We start from the raw sequence: 21,620 nt of genomic DNA on the forward strand, positions 1-21,620 counted from the left end.
GCCTTCGACATTCCGGCCTCGACCGCCAAGCAGGTCGTGGAAGACCTGATGAAGAACGGCTCGGTGCAGCGCGGCTGGCTCGGCGTCGAGATCCAGCCGGTCACCTCCGACATCGCCGAGTCGCTCGGCCTGAAGTCCGACAAGGGCGCGCTGGTTTCGAGTGCCCAGGACGCCGGTCCCGGCAAGAAGGCAGGCATCGTCGCCGGTGACGTCATCACCCAAGTCGATGGCAAGGATGTCGCCTCGCCGAAGGAACTCGCCCGCATGATCGGTGCTTACGCGCCGGGCAAGTCGGTCGACGTCACCGTCTGGCGCAACGGCAAGGACGAGACGGTAAAGGTCGATCTCGGCACGCTGCCCTCGAGCGACAAGCAGGCCTCGAACGAGGACAGCAGCAAGCAGTCGGCGCCCGCTGCCAAGGCCGACACGCTTGCCGATCTCGGCCTCACCGTGACCAAGTCGGAAAACGGCAAGGGCCTGGTGGTGACCGATGTCGATCCGGACAGCGATGCGGCCGACCGCGGCATCCAGCCCGGCGACGTCATCACCTCGATCAACTCGGCCGAGGTCAACACCACCGACGACGTCTCCAAGGCGATGACGGATGCCGCCAAGGCGGGCCGCAAGGCCGTGCTGATGCAGATCACCCGCGACGACTCGAACCGCTTCGTCGCGCTGCCGGTCGGCAAGGGCTGATCGCCAACGGTCAACGACTTTTCCCTGCGACGGTATCAACACCCCCGACCCGCCGCCGGGAAAACATGGGGCCGAGCACGTCAGTCAGTCACCGTGTTTCGCTCCTGGCGGCAGTGGGTTTCCCATCACCCGCTGCCGCTTTAACTTGAAGGCAAGAGCCCATGGCTGCCCCTCAATCTTCCGCTGAAATCGCGTATAACGGCTCCATGAAGATTCTCGTCATGGAAGACGATCGCGAGGCGGCGGACTATATGCAGAAAGCTTTCGCCGAGGCGGGCCATACCGCCCACGTTGCCGGCGATGGCGAGACTGGTTTCGCGCTGGCCGATGCCGGTGACTATGACGTGATGGTTGTCGACCGCATGATGCCGCGCCGCGACGGTCTTTCGGTGATCGCGGCGCTCCGCTCGCGTGGCAACACCACGCCGGTGCTGATCCTGTCGGCGCTGGGCGAGGTCGACGACCGTGTTACCGGCCTCCGCGCCGGCGGCGACGACTATCTGACAAAACCCTATGCCTTTTCCGAACTGCTCGCCCGCGTCGAGGTGCTCAACCGCCGCGCCAGCGCGCGTGAGTCCGAGACCGTCTACCGTGTCGGCGATCTCGAGCTCGACCGCCTGTCGCATTCGGTCAGGCGCGCCGGCCGCGAGATCACGCTGCAGCCGCGCGAGTTCCGCCTTCTTGAATATCTGATGCGCCATGCCGGCCAGGTGGTGACGCGCACCATGCTGCTGGAAAATGTCTGGGACTATCATTTCGATCCGCAGACCAACGTCATCGACGTTCACGTCTCGCGCCTGCGCGGCAAGATCGAAAAGGGCTTCGACAAGCCGATCCTGCACACGATCCGCGGCGCCGGCTACATGCTGAAAGGTGGCTAAAGCCGATCATGGCTCTCTCCCTGCCGGCCATCATGAAGACGACGGCGGCCCGGCTTTCGGCGCTTTACTTCCTGCTTTTCGCGCTCTGCGCCGTGCTGCTGGTCTTCTACATGACCTCGCTGTCGGCGAGCATGCTGACCGGGCAGACCAAGGATACCATCAACGACGAGGTGCTGGGCCTCGCTCGCGCCTACCAGCGCGGCGGCCTGCCGGTGCTGGTGCGCGTGGTCGAGGCGCGCTCCCGCCAGCCCGGCGCCAATCTCTACCTGATCGCCGACGCCAACGGCCAGATCCTGACCGGCAACGTGCAGAGCCTGGAGCCGGGGGTCATCGAGACCGAGGGCTGGACCACCGAACCCTTTTCCTACCAGCGCTTCGGTGAGGGCGAACTCGACCGACTGCGCGGTGGAGACCAGACCGCGCCTTCGACCGGTACAAGCGGCGCGCAATCCGAGGGCGAGAAGGGCCATAACGCCATCGCGCTGGTGCTGAGACTCCCCAACCAGATGATCATGCTGGTCGGCCGCGACCTCGGCGAGCCCGAGCGCTTCCGCGCCGTCATTCGCCGCTCGCTGATGCTGGCGCTGGGGATGATGGGCCTCGGCGGACTCTTGATCTGGTTCTTTGTCGGGCGCGCGGCGCTGAAGCGCATCGACAGCGTCTCCGACGCCAGCCGCCGCATCATGGGCGGCGACCTCAGCGGACGGCTGCCGGTGACCGGTGCCGGCGACGAGTTCGACCGCCTGTCGGAAAACCTCAACACGATGCTCGCCCGCATCGCGAGGCTGAACGAGGGGCTGAAGCAGGTCTCCGACAACATCGCCCATGACCTGAAGACGCCGCTGACCAGACTGCGCAACCGCGCTGAGGCCACACTTGCCGGCAAGCGCAAGACGACCGACTACCGTCAGGCGCTGGAGGGCACGATCGCCGAGTCAGACCAGCTCATCAAGACGTTCAACGCGATCCTGATGATCTCGCGGCTGGAGGCCGGCTATTCCTCCGAGACGACCAGTGCGGTCGACCTCGCCGCCACCGTGAGCGACGTCGTCGAGCTCTACGAGCCGGTCGCGGAGGAGGCGGGCGTTGCGTTGGAAGCCACCGTGCCGGAAGCCGTCACCATCAACGGCAACCGCGAGCTGATCGGCCAGGCGCTGTCGAACATCGTCGACAACGCGATCAAATACTCGACCGGCGCCACCGACGCGCCGAAAGTGCGCGTCGCGCTGGAGCGCGCCGGCGGCGAGGTCAAGCTCGTCGTCTCCGACAATGGCCATGGCATCCCCGACGATGCCGACCGCGCCAGGGCCACTGAGCGTTTCGTGCGGCTGGAAAAGAGCCGCTCGCAGCCGGGCTCGGGCCTGGGCCTCAGCCTCGCCAAGGCGATCATGACTTTCCACAACGGCAGGCTTGATCTTTTGCCCGCCAATCCTGGATTGTCCGTAGTCATGAGTTTCCCGGCGCGGGAGGCGCATTGATGGCGGCGAGGATGGCGAAGAAAGCAGCAGAACCCGCATGGCAGTTGCGCCCGGCGCTGGTGCTTCACCCATTGGATGGCGACCGTGCCCGGCGCGAACTGTCGGAGATCGCGGACGCCGCCGAAGAAGACGGTCTTCCACGCCTGGCTGCGTTCCTTGCCGGCGAGGGGCTGCCGCAGGATCTGCTCGCCGCCATTTTCGACCTGTCGCCCTTCTTGCGCGATACGGCCCGTCGCCGGCCGGCCATTCTCGATGCGCTGTTCGAGCGGACGGTCGAAGCGCGGCTTACCGAGATCGGCAAGACGATCGATCGCGCGGCGCGGGCCGAGAATGTTTCCGAATCCAGCCTGATGATGGAACTCAGGCAATTGAAGGCCGAGGCGCATTTTCTGATCGCGCTGGCCGACCTTGCCGGCGAAGCCGAGACCGCGGTGACGGTGCGCCGTCTCAGCAACCTTGCCGATGCCTCGACGCGCGCCGCCGTCGATTTCCTGCTTCTGGACGCGCATGGGCAGGGCAAGCTCAAGCTGCCCGATTCCAAGGACCCTGCGCGTGGCTCTGGCTGGATTTTGCTCGGCATGGGCAAGCTCGGCGCGCACGAGCTGAACTTTTCCTCCGACATCGATCTTGTCGTCTTCTTCGATCCCGAGGCGCCGGCTGTCATCGATCCGCTCGATGCGACGGAGCTGTTCTCGCGGCTCACCCGCCGTCTCGTGCGCATCCTGCAGGACCGCACCGAGCACGGATACGTCTTCCGCACCGATCTGAGGCTCCGCCCCGATCCCGGCTCGACGCCGCTGGCGATCCCGGTCGAGGCAGCACTTCGCTACTACGAGGCGCGCGGCCAGAACTGGGAGCGCGCCGCCATGATCAAGGCGCGGCCGGTGGCGGGCGACCTTGCCGCGGGCACGGCCTTCCTCAAGGAACTGCAGCCCTATGTCTGGCGCAAATACATGGACTATGCGGCGATCGCCGACGTGCACTCGATCAAGCGCCAGATCCATGCCCATAAGGGCCATGGCGAGATCGCGGTCAAAGGCCACAACGTCAAGCTTGGCCGCGGCGGCATCCGCGAGATCGAGTTCTTCGTCCAGACGCAGCAGTTGATTGCCGGCGGCCGCTTTCCGGAGTTGCGCGGCCGCGAGACGGTGCCGATGCTGGGCGCGCTCGCCGCGCGCGGCTGGATCACCGCCGATGCGCGCGATGCGCTTACCCGGCAATACTGGTTCCTGCGCCGTGTCGAGCACGCCATCCAGATGGTGGCCGACGAGCAGACGCATATCCTCCCGGAAGAGGACGAGCAGCTTGAGCGCATAGCGTTGATGCTCGGCTTTGCCGGCGAGGCGGAGTTCGCGCAAGCCTTCCGCGCTTCGCTGCAGCAGGTCGAGCGTCACTATGCAGCGCTGTTCGAGACGGCACCCGAACTGTCCGCCGGCGTCGGCAATCTGGTCTTCACCGGCGACGTCGACGATCCCGACACGCTGCAGACCTTGCATCGGCTCGGCTTCCAGCGCCCGAGCGACATCTGCCGCGTCATCCGCGGCTGGCATTTCGGCCGCTACCGCGTCACCCAATCGGCCGAAGCGCGCGAGCGGCTGACGGAGCTGGCGCCGGCGCTGCTGCAAGCCTTCGGCCAGACGCGCCGCGCCGACGAGGCGCTGATCCGCTTCGACGAGTTCCTCGCCGGCCTGCCGGCCGGCATTCAGCTCTTTTCGCTTCTGCAGTCGAACCCGGCGCTGCTCAAGCTGATGGCGACGATCATGGGCGCCGCGCCCCGGCTCGCCGCCATCATCACACGTCGGCCGCATGTGTTCGACGGCCTGCTCGATCCGGCCTTGCTTACCGAGCTGCCGGACCGTGCCTATCTTTCGGCGCGGCTTGCCGCCTTCATAGAGGGCGACCGCGCCTATGAGGACGTGCTCGACCGCCTGCGCATCTTCGCCTCAGAGCAGAAATTCCTGATCGGCGTGCGCCTGCTTGCCGGTTCGATCGATCCCGCGCGGGCGGGGCGCGCTTTTTCCGATCTAGCCGACCTCACCATCGAGGCCGCGCTCAACGCAGTCACTACCGAGTTCGCACGGCGCCACGGCAGGATTGCCGGGGGCAGGGTGGCGCTGCTCGGCATGGGCAAGCTCGGCAGCCGCGAACTCACCGCGGGCTCGGACGTCGATCTCATCCTGCTCTACGACCACGACGCGGATGCGGAGGAATCCGACGGAAAGAAACCGCTGGCGCCTTCGCACTACTACACCCGCATGACGCAGCGGCTGATCGCCGCCGTCTCGGCGCCCACGGCCGAAGGCGTGCTCTACGAGCTCGACTTGCGCCTGCGTCCCTCCGGCAACAAGGGGCCGGTCGCCACGCATGTCGACGCTTTCAAGAAATACCAGCATCGGGACGCCTGGACCTGGGAGCACATGGCGTTGGCAAGAGCACGCGCTATCTGCGGCGATGCCGAACTCTGCGCCGAGGTCGAAGAGGAGGTAGCGGCGGTGCTTGCCCAGCCGCGCGATGTCGCCAAGGTGAGGGCGGAAGCTTCGGAGATGCGGGCGCTGATCGAGAAGGAAAAGCCGCCGCGCGACCACTGGGACATCAAGCTGATCCCGGGCGGCCTCATCGATCTCGAATTCATCGCCCAGGTCGCGGTCATCACTGGCGCGATCGAACCCGGCCGCCGGGTGACGGCGACGGCGGAAGTGCTGGCGCGGCTGGCGCCCGGCTTCGCGGCTGCGGGTGTCCGGCAGGAACTTTGCGAGGCCTGGCAGCTCTATCTGGCCCTGACCCAGATGATCAGGCTTTGTCTTACCGGAGAGTTCCAGCGCGACGACGTGCCGCCCGGGCTTTCGGATCTGCTTCTGGCAGTCACCGACCTGCCGGATTTCGGTGTGCTGGAGGCGCACCTCAAGGAGACGTCGCGGAAGGTCCGCAAGGATTTCGGCCTTCTGCTTCGTGCGGGAGCGTCGCAACGCCCGCCTGGTCGCATCGAAGGTGACGATGCAATAAGAGAAGACCCCTGAGAAAATCCACGAAGCTCGCCCTTGGCTTCGTGGCGCTGGCCGGCGCCGTGGGCAGCACGGCTTACGCCGAAAAGAACACCAGTGGCGAGCACATCCCCGGCGGCGTTACGATGCGCCTCGGTAAAGCCATGACAGGTCCGGATAGCACCATCAGCTTCGACCAACTCTCCAGCGCTATGGATGTGCGGCTAAGGAAGTTGATCGCTGACAATGGCGGCAAACTCACTGTTGCCGAACTCGTTGATGCGTTGGAGAAGGCGCACTTGGAGTCCTGAGATCGCGCGACTACTCGGTGCGTTGCACCCGGCGGAGCCGGCGGCGCGCATGCGCCTGCAGGAGCCGATCGCGCAGATAGGCGTAGAAGCGTGGCGGCAGCATGCCGTAGTGGAAGCGGGAGGGGATTGCTTCCCGGTATTGGCCTGAGATCAGGTCCTGGCCAAAGGAAATCGTTGGTTTCGCTTACTACGACCCATGACGGCATGCCGTCGAGCCCAAGATGAGCCTTGAGAGCCGCGGGCATCTCGATGGCGTCGGCAGGGTCAGACGGGGCAGAATGTGTGATCGGAACCACCGTCACGACCTCGCGCCCCTCCACTATCCGACGCGCGGCGACAATGGCGCAAGGCCGGTTCTTGCGACCTTCTTCGACACCGTCCTTGTGCTCGCCCGACCAGAGGTCGGAATAGGAAATTACCAGGCCGGGAACAGGCTTGGGCAGGCTCACGGCGTCCAGTCTTTGAGCATCTGATCCAGCTCATTATACTGAGATGGGACTGCGCTTTCGGCGATAGCCCTCAGCGTCTCTTCGTCAAGGTCCTCGATGGGTCTAGCGACCTTTCCCTTGACCAGCACTTCGAACATTGCCGCCGACAGAAGCACAGTGTGGGTCCGGCCATTCTTGGTTATGGCGACCGGCGCCCGCTGAGCGGCGTCCTGGAAGCGGCCGACATTCTGTTGGAATTCCGTCGATGTCACACGCATGAAAGTCACCTCTTTATCCAAAATAGATAAAATAGATAACTTTTCAAGAGCAGCGCCGCGCGGTCGTCGTCGTCAGCTTTCAGGCCGCCGCCTTCACCGTCGGCGGCGCCTTCTTCAGCGGGATGCGCACCGACACGATGGTGCCGACGCCTTCCGTCGAGCGGATCTTCAGCGCGCCGCCCTGCAGTTCGGCGAGCGAACGCGATATGGCCAGCCCTAGGCCCGAGCCGGTATGGTTCTTGGAGAACTGGTTCTGCACCTGCTCGAACGGCCGTCCGAGCTTGCTCAGCGCCTGTTTCGGGATACCGCAGCCATTGTCCTCGATGGTGAGCACCAGCGCGCCCGAGGCGTTGCGCGCCCGAACTGTGATATGGCCGCCCTGTCCAGTGAACTTCACGGCGTTGGAAAGAAGGTTGATGGCGATCTGCTTGATCGCGCGGCGGTCGGCGTAGAGCCGCATCGCATCGGCGATGCGCGTCTCCACCGTGATCGATTTCTCCGCCGCCTGCAGCGAGATGACCCGAACCGTCTCCTTGATCAGCGGGCAGAGGTCTATCTCTTCGCGGTCGAGCGAGAACTGGCCGGCCTCGATCTTCGACATGTCGAGTATGTCGTTGATGACGCCGAGCAGGTATTTGCCGCTGCCGTTGATGTCGCTGGCATATTCCTCGTAGCGCTCGGAGCCCAGCGGCCCGAATAGGCGCTGCTCCATCAGCTCGGAAAAACCGATGATGGCGTTGAGCGGCGTGCGCAGCTCGTGCGACATGTTGGCGAGGAATTCGGATTTCGCCCGGTTCGCCGCCTCGGCGCGCTCGGTCTCCTTCATGTATTTGCGGTTGAGCTCGACCAGCTCCTTGGCGCGTTCCTCCTCGGCGCGGCGGGCGAGGCTGAGGTCGTGGATCGTCGCCATCAGGCGGCGCTCGCTGTCGACCAGCTTTTCCTGATGCAGCTTGATCTGGGTGATGTCGGAGCCGACCGAGACGATGCCGCCGTCCCGGGTCCTGAGCTCATTGACTTGCAGCCAGCGGCCGTCGGCGAGCTGGCGCTCCAGCGTGACGCCGCCATGCGGACCGTTGGCATTGGCGAGCCTGCGCTCCGAGGCAAAGGCGAGCATGCGCTCCTCCAGCATGTCGCGGGTCGCGCCCGGCACCACGTCGCGATCCGAGAGGCCGTTGTCCTTCTGGAATTTGGAATTGCACATGATCAGCCGCTCGGCGGCATCCCACAGCACGAAGGATTCGTTGATGTTCTCGATCGCCGTCCTCAGCCGCATATCCGCCGCTTCCGAGCGCAGCGCCAGGTGACGCTGCTCGGTGACATCGACGGCGATGCCGATCAATTGGATCTCCGGCGCCTCCGGGTCGATCACCTGGGCGCGGGCGCGCATCCACACCCATTGCCCGTCCGCGTGGCGCATGCGGAACACCTGGTCGATATGGTCGATCTCGCGCTCGACGATGCGGTTGGCGAGTTGGAACAGATCGCCGTCGTCGGGATGGATGATCTCGTCGACCTCGCCGAACGACAGCATGGTATCGTAGGGCTCGTAGCCCAGCATGTCGTACATCGAGCGCGACCAGTACATCTTGCCGCGCACCATGTCCCAGTCCCACAAGCCGCAGCGGCCGCGCACCAGCGCCATGTCGATGCGCTGATGCGCCTCGAGATAGATGCGGTCGGCCGCCTGGGCGCGCGCCGCCTGGCCGAAATAGGCATAGAGGATGACGATCAGCACGCCCGCCGTCAGCACGAACAGCGTGACGTTGAGCGACACCGTCTTGCGCCAGCCGTCGAACACCGCCTCCTTGGGCACGAGAACCGCCGCGGCGTTCTTGCGGTCGCCTGTGAGGCTGACGGCGGCAAACCAGTCCTTGCCGCCGATGCTGACATCCATCACGCCGGCGCGGTCGCCGAACATGAACAGCGGTTGTCCGCCGAGCACAAGGCTGTCGAGCGGGCGCCCCCGCCAGCCGGTCGACAATGGCGACACGGCGATGATCTTGAAGGCGCCGTCGGTGATGGCAAGCACGTGGCTGCGGCCCATGGCGCCTTGGCGGCTGGTGGTCTCCAGGAGGTCCACGGCATTGGCGCCGGCCGCGCTCGGGTTCGCGGTGATTGCCTGCGCCATCTGTCCGGCGGCCAAAGACAGCACCGCCTTGGTCTCCCGTTCGACCTCGTCGCGCTCGTTCACCAGCGACAGGAAGCGCAGCGCGGCGATGACGATCAGGAAGATGACGATCAATGCGGGGATCGAGCGGCGCAGCAGCGGCTCCGCCGCCAGCAGCCGCTGGTAGGCGGGCTCGGCGATCAGGCGCGCGTTGCCGGCAAGCCCGTCGCCCCTTGCCACGCGACGCGCAAAAGCCTTCCCTCCGGGCGCGCCCCACGCGTCCGTCTTGGCCATAAATGGCACTCCCCGATTTGCCGCATACTTGACGATCCGGCTACGCCGCACGCCCGAATCGTCATTAAAGAATCAAAGGTGATTCGCCTTGTCCAGAGGCGCGGCCAAAAAAGATTAAAAGTTGATTGAAATTGACGCTTTTTCCCTTCTCCCCCTGTGGGAGAAGGTGGATCGGCGCGCAGCGCCGAGACGGATGAGGGGTGTTCCAGCGGAGTGAGACGTTGGCGTTCCCTGGAACACCCCTCATCCGTCGCCTTCGGCGACACCTTCTCCCACAAGGGGAGAAGGTTAGGCGCTAGCCCTTGAACTCCTTCGCCAGCAGGTAAAGCTCCACAGACTCGTCGCGCGAGGCCGGCGGCTTCACATGATGGACCGAACGGAAGTTCTGCTTGAGCCGCGACAAGAGCTCGTTCTCGGCGCCGCCCTGAAAGGTCTTGGCGAGGAAATGCCCGCCGGGCTTGAGCACCTGCAGCGCGAAATCGGCCGCCACCTCGCACAGATGCATGGTGCGCAGATGGTCGGTGCGACGATGACCGGTGGTCGGAGCTGCCATGTCCGACAGCACGACATCGGGCTGACCGCCAAGCGCCTCGGCAAGCTTTTGCGGCGCTTCCGGATCGAGGAAATCCATCCGCAGGATGACGGCGCCCGGCACCGCGTCCATCTCCAGATAGTCGATGCCGACGACATGCGGATTTTCCGCCGTCGACTTCGTCCGCGCCGCCGCCACCTGGCACCAGCCGCCGGGGGCGGCACCGAGGTCGATCACCTTCATGCCGGGCTTGAGCAGATGGTGCTAGTCGTCGATCTCGGTCAGCTTGTAGGCGGCGCGGGAGCGGTAGCCGTCGGCCTTGGAGCGCTGCACATAGGGATCGTTCATGTGGCGCTCGAGCCAGCGGCGTGAAGATTCCTTCAGCCCGCTCTTCTTCTTGATCCTGGTTTTCAGCACGCGCATGCCGGCCGAACCCGGCTTTTCCGGCTTCTTCGTCATGGCCTGATTTCTTGCCCGAGCATGATCCTGTGCGAAAACCGATCGCCACATTTCGCTGGCCCGGTCCTGAAATTCAGTATCAGGATTTCCGGTCCGCTTTTTCTCGCTCGCTTCGTCGTGCCGATTTTGCGGCGGCTTCGCGTTTCACGGAGGGCTTCCCCCACTCCGTCGCCGCTTCGCGGCGCCACCTCTCCCCCCTCCGGAGGGAGAGGAAAGCTAAGGTTGGCGACCTCGCGCCTTTCCTCTCCCCCGTCGATCGGGGGAGAGGTGTCGAGCGAAGCTCGACGGAGTGGGGGTCGACTGCTCATCAGAGCAACGCAGCCACTTTTTGGGGTCATGCGCGGCGCCCGTCATGACGCCAGACACCGTCGTCGGCCATCAGCTCGCTCAATATGCCTTCGCGCAGGCCGCGGTCGGCGACGCGCAGCCGCTCGGACGGCCACACGCCGCGGATCGCTTCCAGGATGGCGCAGCCGGCAAGCACGAGGTCGGCGCGGTCGGCGCCGATGCAGGGATTGGCGACGCGCTGATGGAAATCCCAGCCGATCAGCTTCTCGATCATGCGGTCGACGCTCGTGCGGTCCATCCAGAGCCCATCGACCCGGCGGCGGTCGTAGCGCTCGAGGTCGAGATGGACGCCGGCCAGCGTCGTCACCGTGCCGGAGGTGCCAAGCAGATGGAACTGCGGGCTGGCGAGCACATGCGCCAGCCGGTCGCGCCCGTCGAAGGCCTTGAGGCGCCCCGCGACGTCGTCGACCATGGCGCCGAAGGTCTCACGCGTCACCGTGCGGCCGCCGAAGCGTTCGGCAAGCGAGACGACACCGACGGGAAGCGACGTCCAGGAAACGATGTGGTTGGCCAGCCGCGGCGAACGCTGGCCGCGGGTCAGGTCGATCAGCGCGATCTCCGACGAGCCGCCGCCGATATCGAACAGCACCACGCCGCGCGTGTCACGCTCGACCAGCGAGCCGCAGCCGGAGACCGCTAGGCGGGCCTCGGTCTGGCGGTCGATGATCTCAAGCTTGAGGCCGGCCTCGCGCTCGACGCGTTCGAGGAACTCGACGCCGTTCTCGGCGGAGCGGCAGGCTTCGGTGGCGATCAGCCTTGCCTTCCTGATCTTGCGGTTGCGCAGCTTCTCGCCGCAGATTTTCAACGCCTCGACGGCGCGGTCCATGGCGGCCCGGCCGAGCCGCCCGCTGGCGGAGAGCCCCTCGCCCAACCTGACGATGCGCGAGAAGGCATCGATGACGCGGAACTGGCCGTGCCGGCCGGGCAACGCGACAAGCAGCCGGCAATTGTTGGTGCCGAGATCGAGCGCGGCGAACACCGGCAGCTCCTGCTGCGGCCGCCGCTGCACGTTCGAAACCGGCGGCTGCGTCGTTGCCGCCGCGGGCTGCGTTGGATGGCTGACGGGATTGGCGGCGGGTGCCGACACCGGTATGGCGCCATTCTCGTCGCGCGCGAACACCTTGCGACCGCGCCTGCGCTTGCGGCGCTTGCGCGTCTTGCCCTTCTGGTTCTCGCCTTGATTGTCGGCATGTCTTTGGTCGGCATGTCTGGCATGCGCGCCAGCATGGCGGCTGAACCGCCCAGCGGACGGGGCGGCCGACTCCGCCGGCGATGCCCCGGACATGCCCACTGCCGACGCGCCCGCGCCGGTATCGTGGTCTTCCACTGCAATTCCTTTCGGCGCCGCGCGAACCCGAAGGACGCAGCAGGCACCTCGATTTGTTTCAAGTTGAGGACAGACTAGCAGCGCGATCCGCAATCACCAAGAGCGCGTGGCCTGATTTTTGGCGGCGCCACGCCGGGGCAATCTCTTGCCGGTTGAATAGCCGGCTTCAATCAGGCATGTCTCAAATGAGGGTTGGAAAAGGGTACTGGGCAACATCATATCAATGAGCTTGATCGCATGATGACGACGCCATGAACTGGGGGCGCTATTTCTGGCCGATCATCGGCATAGCGGCCGTGGTGTTCTCACTTTGGCTGCTCATCCACGAGCTGCGCGGCATCTCGATCGACGACGTCTGGGCCGGCATCGTCGCCATCCCTCCGCGCGCCTGGATGTTTGCGGCGCTGAGCTCGGTCGTCGCCTATGCCTCGCTCGCCGGCTACGACCACATCGCGCTGCTTCATATCGGCAGACGGGTCTCGTGGCTGTTCGTCACGCTTTGCTCCTTCACCACCTATGCGCTGTCGCACAATATCGGCGGCTCGGTGCTGTCGGGCGCCGTGATCCGCTACCGCGCCTATGGCACGAGAGGCCTGACCGGCCAGGATGTCGGCGTTCTGGTGGCGATCTGCTGGATCACCTTCGTGCTCTCCAGCCTGCTTGTCGGCGGCCTCGTGCTGGTGCTGGAACCACAGATCGTCGATCGTTTCACCACGACCCCGCACCACGAACTGGCAGCGGCCGCCGGCCTCCTCATGCTGATCCTGGTCGGCGTTTATGTGTTCTGCAGCTGGCTGCATCTGAGGCCGCTCAAGATCGGCGGCTTCCAGGTGCATTACCCGGCGCTGCCGATCGTGGCGCGGCAATTGCTGATCGGCCCGGTCGAATTGCTGGCGGCCGCGGCAATCATCTACTTTGCCCTGCCGGCGGCCGGCAATCCCGGCTATTTCGTCGTGCTCGGCGTGTTCATGGTGTCGTTTTCGGTGGGGTTGCTGTCGCATGCGCCGGGTGCGCTTGGCGTCTTCGAGATCGTCTTCCTGGCCGGTCTGTCGCATATGGACCCGGTCGGCGTGCTGGCCGCCCTCCTGGTGTTCCGCCTGTTCTACCTGATCATCCCGCTCTTGATCGGGCTCGGCGTGGTGCTGTTCTTCGAGCATTCGCAATACAGCCGCGGCGAAGGCTGAGCCTTCCCAAGCGCTCGGCGACCGAACCAGAAAAAAGCCTGCGATTGAAACGCCGCGCGGGGTTGACTATTTTCCGGCGGCGGCTACAAGGCAGCGCTCGCGGCGCATGAGCCGCCCGCATCGCGCGACGCCAGCCGCGCCTGCTGGGGAATAGGTTAACGGTAGACCCACGGACTCTGACTCCGTTAGTCCTGGTTCGAATCCAGGTTCCCCAGCCAGATCGGATGATAGGCCTAAAGTTGGCGAAGCATCAGCCAGTTGGCAGCGCCAACCTGGCTTCGAGGCCGGCGCGTTGGCGAAAGAGCGTTAAACGACGCCGACGAATTTCTTTGTGACCGCGTCGAAGCCCTTCGATGTTGGATGCAGCTCGTTTGCCCACCAGGTTTTGTAGGTTGAGCCCGTCGCCAGCGTGTTGCGCAAATCCAAAAATCTGACATGTCCAAAGGGTGATATGCCGGCGAGACCAGCGAGCATTGTGTTGAAGCGGTCAATCAGTTCGACGCAAATCTGCCTTCTCTTGCTCATCTGCGAGTAACCCTTTCGGCGAAAGCCTGGCTCAAGCCAAGGGCCTGGAAACGGACCCCAGCCTCCCAGGAAGCCTCGTCCGTCGGGTACCGGATAGTCATAGCCATGAATCACGATGGGCACAGGATGACCGAGGTGCGCTTTGCAGATTTCGGTGATTGCACTCAGGATGGTCACGTACGCATCACGAATGCGCTGATCGACAACGCCTGTGACGATTGATTGGTTGAGTCCGGCGATGCTTGACATCGCATGGTTGAGTAGCATGGCAAACTCGTCACCTGCCACATCATTGCCACCACCTGAAAGAAGGATCGCACGCGGTTCGACGCCCGTACGAAGAACCTTTTCGACCCGACGTGAGAAGTCGTCGAGTTGACCGTCCGAATAAGCCATGTCCTCGACTGTATCGCCGCGATGGGCAGCCGACTCAACATCAAACCCATAGCTATCCTCAAGATCACTCAGGATATCGTGAAACGGATAGTCGAACCACGAATCCCCCTCGGCGATCAGCACACCCATGCTGGCATGCGTGACGGGAGCCTTGGTGGGCTCGTTTCTTGCTGTCGGCTCGACCTTGATTTTTGCCTTTGCCAACACGCGCTGTCGTTTTTCTATTGCCTGGGCACGACGTTTGAGTGTGGCTAAAGCGAGTGCCTTGCCAACGGCAACCGCTTTGTAAGGATTTTGTTTCTTCGCCATCGATATCCCCATGTAATGATATCAACGCACCTTCAAAATGGCAAGCGGATCGCTCAGCTACCAAGGTTAGTTAAGCCTGCAACAACTAGACAACTCCCAGGTTGCTCAGAGCTGATCGAGTGAGTACTTTCGGTCGATCAGGCCTCAACTCGTCGGATCAAGTTCGTCATCTCCAAATTTGATGCCGGCGAGCCCAGAATACCATTAGGTTGCCGGACAAACTGCCAGGGTCTGCCCCATCCACACTTGGCGTTGCGCAGGAATTCACCGAGATTTAAGAGCGCTGACGCAAGAAAAATCTTTAGCATTATTGTTACCTCGCCAACTGCTTGAACTTATGTCTAGATTCAGACGTATCTTTCTCCCCAGTCGAAGTCGTCACGGTGTCATGCCGTCGCCATGAGTTTCTTATACTGATTTTTAAACTCACAAAAGTCTCCTGCACTCATGTTTGAGCGCCAGGGGCACCCAACATCTGCCAAATAACTATGAACGACCACATTCCCGCAGCCAGCCGACCTTTCCACTAGACCCACACAACCATGCGCCCGTCATTAGGATGGCCGCAGAATGCGCCTCGAGTTACATTTCGAACTTCGTCTAGATTGAACGTTAAGCCAATGCCTCGCGGCGTCACGTTTTAGTTTCTACATAAACACCGCTTTCGGCAGAGTCGGATACGACCCAACCAATCCGGACTGGAGCCTATAGGTTTGGACTGCCAGGGTGCCCTAGCCGCGGAAGTCCAAGGAATTCGGAAAAATACATCGCTCGATGCAGGACATCGGCGCTGTAATCCCTCCCGGTTGTGCCCTCATCAGGATTCCCGGACGTACTAAAATAATAGTAGGCTCTGAGCCCAGAATTATACGAAGCAATAGTTATGCGAAGTAGCTGGTCGCCGTTGAACGCTTCACCCACAAAAGACCTTCCGCCGACCTTTAGTCTTTTTCCTCTCCCTTGCTCTACCTGCTCTCGTTTGTCGGCGAGCACTAAAGCTCCCTTTGCGATACCGAGATTCGCATCCTTCCAAGCCCCAGATTTGACCCAGTCCGGAAAGCTACGATCATCTATCTGCATGATTCCATAGCCGTGGCCGCCGTCACCAATGATGTTCCGCATGTTCGTCTCCCGAGAGGCAATCGCCATCATCACCCCAGGGGAAAAGCCCCATCTCTTCGCTTCGTCCTTGAAAGCCTGAATCCATCCCTGTGTTTTCGCCTTGTTATACTGCGCCTTTAGATGACTGGGCTGCCAAGACGATGTGGACAACTCGGTCTCGGATCTGCCCGCGCCGTGAAGGGCCTCCGACCGAATGATAGAGCGAACGACAGGCAGGGCTAACGCAGCCTCCAGTTTGGCAGCGGCCGCTTCGGGACGGCCCGAGGTAAAGTCGACGACCTTCAACGTGACTGGCTTGGATTCGCCAGCATCATTTAAGGCGGCACAAGCAGCCGCTACCTGCGCAACGAACGCCTTCCAAGCCCCCGGTTTGCCTCGGAGGACGCTCGGGCAGTTTTTTCTAGTCCAGTCATGATGCTGCCTCAGGCCAGCTGTTGGCGTCATTTTGATTTGGTGTAATAGCGTGGCAGCCAGCCACGCTGCATTTTCATAGGCCAACTTGTTATTCTGCTCGGGATGCTGGCAGACCTCTACACCGATGCTGGAGGCGTTTGCTGCGGGGCCGGCGTGATAGGCTTTTTCGGTAGTCGGTATGTGCCGATAAATTTCAAAGTCATCCACAGTAAAGTGCCACGATCGCAGATAGCCGCTCAAAAGAGCACCAGTCACCAGTGCCCTAGCGTGGGCATTTGCATTGGCACCACTCTGGGAATTGCCCGTGTTGTGGATAGTAACACTAGTCGCCACGATAGGTGTCCCTGGTCTATCAACACGCCCTTTGGGTATCATGGCGTCTGTAACAACTGTCACGGGCATCGAAGCAGACCCTCCTCCATAGCAATTCCTAGACTTTGCGGGCTCCCTCCTGCCGCGCGATACTCGCCTTGTGGGCAGCCACGCGCTCCCGAATTTCTTCGCGCATAGCCTCTTGGAGTTTGTCGCGCGCAGAACAGTGATTTTCCATTTTCAGAGCCTATTTCGCCAAAACGAGATCATTTTGCTCGTGCAGTAGTAGCCGAAGTTACCTCGCGCATCCGCCAACATCCCGCCATCGGCGAGGAGAGGCCACCAAGGGGACTAACACGCCGAGGCAATTCGGATCTATTGGCAAAGTGGCAGCGGATAGAAGCGAACCTTCAGGCCCTTCTTGGTTCGATAGCGCGCGATCCATGACTCCAACGTGAAGTTTTGTTCCCACCGCGCCCTGGATGATGAGTTTGAATATATCTTACGGTTACCACCCTTCCCGGCGGGGCCAAGGAGCCCAACGTGACCTATATTTCGTCTCCCATTCTTCATCGTCGCGGTTGGTGAGATTATTATTCCTCCTGGCTGCGTGTCCGCTTCCTGCCAGGTACTTCCATAGCACTGCTGAAGCTCAGAATCGAATACCGATGTTCCATCCGCTCTGGTTATCCAGCGCCCAAGCGCATTGTATACGATATGGCGAACCGTCCAGACACATGCTAGATTTCCGGAGTCTGGGCCATTTTTCGAGGAGAACTTATTCACCTGCTGTGCCATGTACGTATAAACATTTTCGTGATCAGCATCGGAACTCCTGGAGCAGGCCTTCTTGGACCCTGCAAATATTCTTGTCCGCTCAATTCCAGATACATCTACAAAGGTGTCGGCATCGACTATATGCCATGACTCTCCATCCCACTGGAAGACTATTTGCCCTCCATCAAACTCACTCCTTTGAGTTATCGTTAAGAACCGTACGCCATTTACAATTGCCTCTGAAATAGTATTTTCGTAGTCTTCGGTATCATCGATGAAGCTCTCTATTTCCGGGTAATCCTCGATAGTGAGCATTTGATTCTCCTTGGCTAGCCCTGGTCGAAAGAAATTATCTTCTGTATTATGTCTTACATTCTGTCTTCGCTTATTTCGTTGTATGTGTTGACTTTCATTACCTCAGCAGCCGCCCCAACTGTTCCAATTGCCGATGGAATACTCCCGGCATCGCGGTACCGATTGAGATCGATAAATGCCGCTGCGAGTGGATAATCGTCGTCTGAATTTCGTAGACTCCTACTGATTTGAAGGAGCGTTTTCGCGCGAGTAGCGTCCATAGCAGCGATCAAAGCAGGCATCGTCTTTTCGTAGAAGAGATTCTTGTCGACCTGCCCAATGCCCCCCAGTACAGCGGTCGAGGCGGCGCTCAGCGCGGATTTTGTTGCAGCAGTTCCAGTCACCGCACCGATCCCCGTTAACGTAATAGCGGCGAGGTTCCCACCCGCGTTAATCGAGTTCGATTCGGCATTTATGTTTCGAACAAATTCAGCGTATTTCATGTCGTAGTACGCCAAACGTCCGTATACTATTCTGTTTCTTAAGATCTTTCGAACTTTTTTTTGCGTCGCACCGAGGTATTTCTCTACCAGCGCCGGCTGAAAGTATGTAGCGAACGCGACTTCATCGGCCTGACCGGCCACATAGTCCCGAGGATAGCCTTCCACCGATGTACACGACGAGAGAATTGCGACCCCAGCAAGAGCCATTAGCCAACGGGCGACGTCTGATAGAGATATCGACCGCACTTCGCCGTCCGCGCCACGTTGCCGTGCTGGTCCCAGTACGTTTCCGCGCTGGGCCTTTCTTATGCCCGTAGGCAACATGTTACTTACTTTCATTTGGCGCTCGAACTTGGGGCGAAGGTGCGAACCGAAGCTCTGGAGTCTTAACCGGCGGCCATAGCCCAATCGTGCTGAAATTGCCTCTTGGCGTTTTCGACAAACGGCACCTGCACCCCCCTCTTCACCAGCAGAGACTTCTCAATCCCCAGTATCTTCCGCACGCTCGCCAGCGCCGCCTCGTTCACCTCGATATAGGCGACGATGTACCACTCGCCGTTTTCTTCCCTTGCCATGCCCAGCGGCTCGGCGTGCCATTTCAGCGCGCCGTGGTGGGGCATGAAGTAGGTTTCCTGGACGCCGCCGACGGCGCTCAGGCCCTCCTCGAGGGCGTATTCCATGACCGCGCAGCAGAGCTGCGTCAGCGTGCCTCGCAACCCGGTCGAGCGCTTGTCGGGAACGACGAAGGTGCGCGTCCATTCGGCCCAGTCGGGACGTCTCGGGACGCCCGATTTCTCGCACATGTGAGGAAAGACCTCCGAGACCATGTGCGGCTCGCTCGTTGGGATCAATCGAGCCGAGGTCACGACGCGACCATCTTCGATACCGAGCAGATAGGTCGCCGCGTCGGTATCGAACTGGTCTAGCTCGCGGCCGTCCGGGCTCGGAGGGCGCCAGCGTTTCTGATGCACGAAGAAGTCATGCCGCCGGCGCAGAAACTCGTCGAATTCGTTTTCGTAGAGATGCTTGTTATGCGCATTGACGACATGAGCCGTAATCATCGCGCGATCCCCCGATCGTTCTTTTGGGGGAATAGTTGCAGTTGTTCTAATGTACGTCACCTGTCCGATCGGACAGTTGACGCAGTTACGGGTGAATCAAGCGCCGGCGCACCGCCTCGACGACGGCTTGCGTAGTGGTGGCCACGCCAAAGGCCTCGCGGGCCCGTGTCGCGTGCCATTTGACGGTGCGCTCAGTTAAGCCCAGAATCTGCGAGGTTTCCGACGAGGTCTTGCCGGCCGCCGCCCACAGCAGCACTTCCTTTTCCCGATCGGTCAGCGGACCTTCACCGTCTTCATCGTCATTCGCAAGCGCCTGGATCGCCATGCCGGCGTACACGGCCATGGTGACCAGTTGCACCTGATGGCGTGGCGACAGGTTGCAGCGCTTCTGAGAGGAGGCGAATGACAGCACGGATTGCCAGTGATGGACGCTCAGCATCGGCACGGCGAAGCCGCTGCAGATGCCGAATTCCGTCGCCTCGCCAGCGACGCGCCGCGATGCTTGCGTATCCGACCACTTGGCTGGAACTTCAGACCAAAGGAACGGCTTCAACGTCTTCGCCGAATAGATGCAGACGCCATCCACGGCGGCGTGCTCGGCCTCCACATAGCGTTCGAACCAGCCTTTGGGCCAGCCGTTCAACTCCACCATCGGCGCGAGCTTCTGCCCGCCCAGGGGCACGCCGCTCAAGATAAGATGTTCGAATCCCAGATTTTTTACCGTATCGAGCAGATCGCTCAACAGCGGTCCCGTCGCCGTGTGCTTCCTGCAGCGCTCGACGAAGTCGAATACATCCGAGTCGATCATGCCAGAGACCCCCCTCTCCCGCATGATCCATTTATAGAGGATTTTAGATAACTTGAATATAAAAATTCGCGGCTCCGGCGCAAAGTCCAGGCGAGGAGATACTTCCAGGTGCCGAAGTTGCCGTCCCGGGAAACCTTCGAGCCTGGCTGTCGTCATCTCGTCTTTACGAGCAAGCGGCCCTGCCGAGGTGACAGCGAAGAAGTTGCGGCTGCGCGCCTCACCCTTCCAGGCCGCTTGCCGCGCCGGCGTGGCGCATCATGCGCAGGAAGCTCATGGAGATGTGGGCGCGCCTTATGTGGCCGATCGATTCCCAGTCGCCGATCTCGGCCGCGGCCAGGACCTCCTCCATTTCGCGCCGGAACGCGGTGAACTCCTCCACGAGGCCCAGTTGCGGCATCATCTTGAGGACGACGCGCGCCACCTGGAAATACAGTCTTTCGCTGATCTCGCGCAGCGGCTGGTTTCCGGTCATGCCGGACAGTTCGGTGAAGAAATCCATGTTGAGCTGCAGGAAGGCGCGCTGATCCGGATTGAGCATGTCGGAATCACAGCGGGCAATCAGTGCCCGGATCCGATCCAGGTCCGCCGCCGTGCGCGGGATCGGCGAGAGCTTGCCGACCAGAAGCGCCAGTTCCAGGCGCAGATGATAGACCTGCTGCAATTCCTCGATATCGACGTCGGTGACGATGGTGCCGACGCCGTGGACGGATTGAACCAGGCCTTCGGATTCAAGGCGCGCCAGAACACGCCGGACCGGCGTGCGGCTGATCTCGAATTCCTGGGCGAGTTCTTCCTCGGAGAGCCGGCTTCCCGGCGGATAGTCGAGCAGGCAGATGCGGTCGCGCAGGATCAGGTAGATGCGTTCGAACCGTTCTCGCGCCGACAGCGGACGCGGGGGCGACGCGGCCATGGTCGCGGGCGAGGCGTCCGTATCAAGCGTCATCCAGCCTCCAGGACGGCGTGCAGGAACTGCCGCGTCCGCTCATTCTTTGGCGCGCCGAACAACTCGCTCGGCGATCCTTGTTCGCAGATCTTGCCCTGATAGAAGAAACAGACCCGGTCTGAAAATTCCTTGGCGAAGCCCATCTGGTGGGTGACCATCAGCATGGTCAGGTCATGCTCGCGGCCGAGCTGCCTTATCACCTGCAGCACTTCGCCGACAAGTTCCGGGTCGAGCGCCGAGGTCACCTCGTCGAACAGCATGATCTTCGGCCGCATGGCGCAAGCGCGGGCAATCGCGACGCGCTGCTGCTGGCCGCCGGAGAGCTGCGAGGGATAATGGTCCTTCTTCTCCGACAGGCCGACCATGTTGAGGAGCTCGGCCGCCCTTGCCTCGGCTTCGGCCCGCTTCATGCCGAGAACCGTGATCGGCGCCTCAATGCAGTTCTGCAATGCCGTCATATGCGGGAAAAGGTTGAACGACTGGAAGACCATGCCGATCTTGGCGCGAACGCGGCGGATATGGGCAAGATCGGCCGGCACGAGCTTGCCGTTCTTCTCCATATGCGTGAGAGGCTCGCCTTCCACCCAGATGACGCCGTCATTGATGGTTTCCAGCGTCATCAGCATGCGCAGCACGGTGGTCTTGCCGGAGCCGGACGGGCCTATGATGGAGACCTTCTCGCCACGGGCGATGTCGAGGCTCAATCCGTCGAGAACGGTCAGCGCGCCGTAGCGTTTGGAAACGTTGTCGAAGCGGACCATCGGTTGCTCGGTCATCGTACGGTCCTTCTGTTGAGCAGGCGTTCGAGGGCACGGATAAGCGCGGCCGATACCAGGCTCATCGCCAGAAAGA

General features: G+C 61.9%; 17 protein-coding genes, 1 tRNA gene and 1 pseudogene. 7 read left to right on the forward strand and 12 right to left on the reverse strand.

Annotated elements, in window-relative coordinates:
• The 5 genes from EOA38_RS06010 to EOA38_RS06030 all read left to right on the forward strand — a co-directional run.
• A partial coding sequence (locus tag EOA38_RS06010) for a PDZ domain-containing protein (protein WP_127298727.1) occupies window positions 1-696 on the forward strand: 696 nt, incomplete at its 5' end.
• 206 nt (window positions 697-902) lie between these two features.
• Window positions 903-1,577, forward strand: a complete 675-nt coding sequence (locus EOA38_RS06015) for a response regulator transcription factor (protein ID WP_126094978.1) — start codon at window positions 903-905, stop codon at window positions 1,575-1,577.
• A gap of 8 nt (window positions 1,578-1,585) precedes the next feature.
• Window positions 1,586-3,055 carry a HAMP domain-containing sensor histidine kinase gene (locus EOA38_RS06020; protein ID WP_127298728.1) on the forward strand — a complete coding sequence of 490 codons (1,470 nt, stop codon included), beginning with the start codon at window positions 1,586-1,588 and terminating at the stop codon, window positions 3,053-3,055.
• A gap of 11 nt (window positions 3,056-3,066) precedes the next feature.
• Entirely contained in the window at window positions 3,067-6,072 is a 3,006-nt protein-coding gene (locus tag EOA38_RS06025; protein ID WP_127221508.1) for a bifunctional [glutamine synthetase] adenylyltransferase/[glutamine synthetase]-adenylyl-L-tyrosine phosphorylase, read from the forward strand.
• 29 nt (window positions 6,073-6,101) lie between these two features.
• Complete coding sequence (locus EOA38_RS06030) at window positions 6,102-6,347, forward strand: hypothetical protein (protein WP_127221510.1); 246 nt, start codon at window positions 6,102-6,104, stop codon at window positions 6,345-6,347.
• A gap of 445 nt (window positions 6,348-6,792) precedes the next feature.
• Here the strand turns inward: EOA38_RS06030 and EOA38_RS06040 are convergent, their stop codons facing one another.
• The 4 genes and pseudogenes from EOA38_RS06040 to EOA38_RS06065 form a co-directional block, all read right to left on the reverse strand.
• Complete coding sequence (locus tag EOA38_RS06040; RefSeq protein ID WP_127298729.1) at window positions 6,793-7,053, reverse strand: type II toxin-antitoxin system prevent-host-death family antitoxin; 261 nt, start codon at window positions 7,051-7,053, stop codon at window positions 6,793-6,795.
• Window positions 7,054-7,132: 79 nt separating this feature from the next.
• Window positions 7,133-9,454, reverse strand: a complete 2,322-nt coding sequence (locus EOA38_RS06045; RefSeq protein ID WP_127298730.1) for a PAS domain-containing sensor histidine kinase — start codon at window positions 9,452-9,454, stop codon at window positions 7,133-7,135.
• 295 nt (window positions 9,455-9,749) lie between these two features.
• Window positions 9,750-10,445 (reverse strand): annotated as a pseudogene (locus EOA38_RS06055) (RlmE family RNA methyltransferase).
• 334 nt (window positions 10,446-10,779) lie between these two features.
• Entirely contained in the window at window positions 10,780-12,120 is a 1,341-nt protein-coding gene (locus tag EOA38_RS06065; protein WP_127298731.1) for a Ppx/GppA phosphatase family protein, read from the reverse strand.
• A 251-nt stretch (window positions 12,121-12,371) separates the two neighbouring features.
• Between EOA38_RS06065 and EOA38_RS06070 the strand changes: the two genes are divergently transcribed.
• Both EOA38_RS06070 and EOA38_RS06075 read left to right on the forward strand, forming a co-directional pair.
• Window positions 12,372-13,304, forward strand: coding sequence for a YbhN family protein (locus tag EOA38_RS06070; protein WP_127298732.1), 933 nt, complete (start codon window positions 12,372-12,374; stop codon window positions 13,302-13,304).
• A gap of 144 nt (window positions 13,305-13,448) precedes the next feature.
• Window positions 13,449-13,522: transfer RNA gene (locus EOA38_RS06075), tRNA-Gln, on the forward strand.
• An 88-nt stretch (window positions 13,523-13,610) separates the two neighbouring features.
• On the opposite strand, the gene EOA38_RS06080 is transcribed toward EOA38_RS06075, so the two are convergent.
• From EOA38_RS06080 to ehuA, 8 genes are all read right to left on the reverse strand, one after another.
• Complete coding sequence (locus tag EOA38_RS06080) at window positions 13,611-14,534, reverse strand: SGNH/GDSL hydrolase family protein (RefSeq protein WP_189434514.1); 924 nt, start codon at window positions 14,532-14,534, stop codon at window positions 13,611-13,613.
• A gap of 705 nt (window positions 14,535-15,239) precedes the next feature.
• On the reverse strand, window positions 15,240-16,472 hold the full coding sequence (locus tag EOA38_RS06085) for an N-acetylmuramoyl-L-alanine amidase (protein WP_127298734.1): 1,233 nt from the start codon (window positions 16,470-16,472) through the stop codon (window positions 15,240-15,242).
• A gap of 285 nt (window positions 16,473-16,757) precedes the next feature.
• The gene (locus tag EOA38_RS06090) at window positions 16,758-17,474 is read right to left on the reverse strand and encodes a hypothetical protein (RefSeq protein WP_127298735.1); all 717 of its coding nucleotides are present in this window, start codon (window positions 17,472-17,474) and stop codon (window positions 16,758-16,760) included.
• A gap of 53 nt (window positions 17,475-17,527) precedes the next feature.
• Window positions 17,528-18,121 carry a hypothetical protein gene (locus tag EOA38_RS06095; protein ID WP_127298736.1) on the reverse strand — a complete coding sequence of 198 codons (594 nt, stop codon included), beginning with the start codon at window positions 18,119-18,121 and terminating at the stop codon, window positions 17,528-17,530.
• A gap of 221 nt (window positions 18,122-18,342) precedes the next feature.
• The gene (locus EOA38_RS06100; protein WP_127298737.1) at window positions 18,343-19,017 is read right to left on the reverse strand and encodes an acyl-homoserine-lactone synthase; all 675 of its coding nucleotides are present in this window, start codon (window positions 19,015-19,017) and stop codon (window positions 18,343-18,345) included.
• Window positions 19,018-19,102: 85 nt separating this feature from the next.
• Window positions 19,103-19,825 (reverse strand): LuxR family transcriptional regulator, encoded by a 723-nt coding sequence (locus EOA38_RS06105; RefSeq protein ID WP_127298738.1) that lies wholly within the window; start codon window positions 19,823-19,825, stop codon window positions 19,103-19,105.
• A gap of 217 nt (window positions 19,826-20,042) precedes the next feature.
• Window positions 20,043-20,768: a GntR family transcriptional regulator gene (locus EOA38_RS06110; protein ID WP_127298739.1), complete on the reverse strand. Its 726-nt coding sequence runs from the start codon at window positions 20,766-20,768 to the stop codon at window positions 20,043-20,045.
• Window positions 20,765-21,544 (reverse strand): ectoine/hydroxyectoine ABC transporter ATP-binding protein EhuA, encoded by a 780-nt coding sequence (ehuA, locus tag EOA38_RS06115; protein WP_126094284.1) that lies wholly within the window; start codon window positions 21,542-21,544, stop codon window positions 20,765-20,767. Before ehuA ends, EOA38_RS06110 begins: the two co-directional genes overlap by 4 nt.
• Window positions 21,545-21,620: the final 76 nt, after the last annotated feature.

The organism is Mesorhizobium sp. M1E.F.Ca.ET.041.01.1.1, assembly GCF_003997355.1.
Lineage (GTDB): Bacteria > Pseudomonadota > Alphaproteobacteria > Rhizobiales > Rhizobiaceae > Mesorhizobium.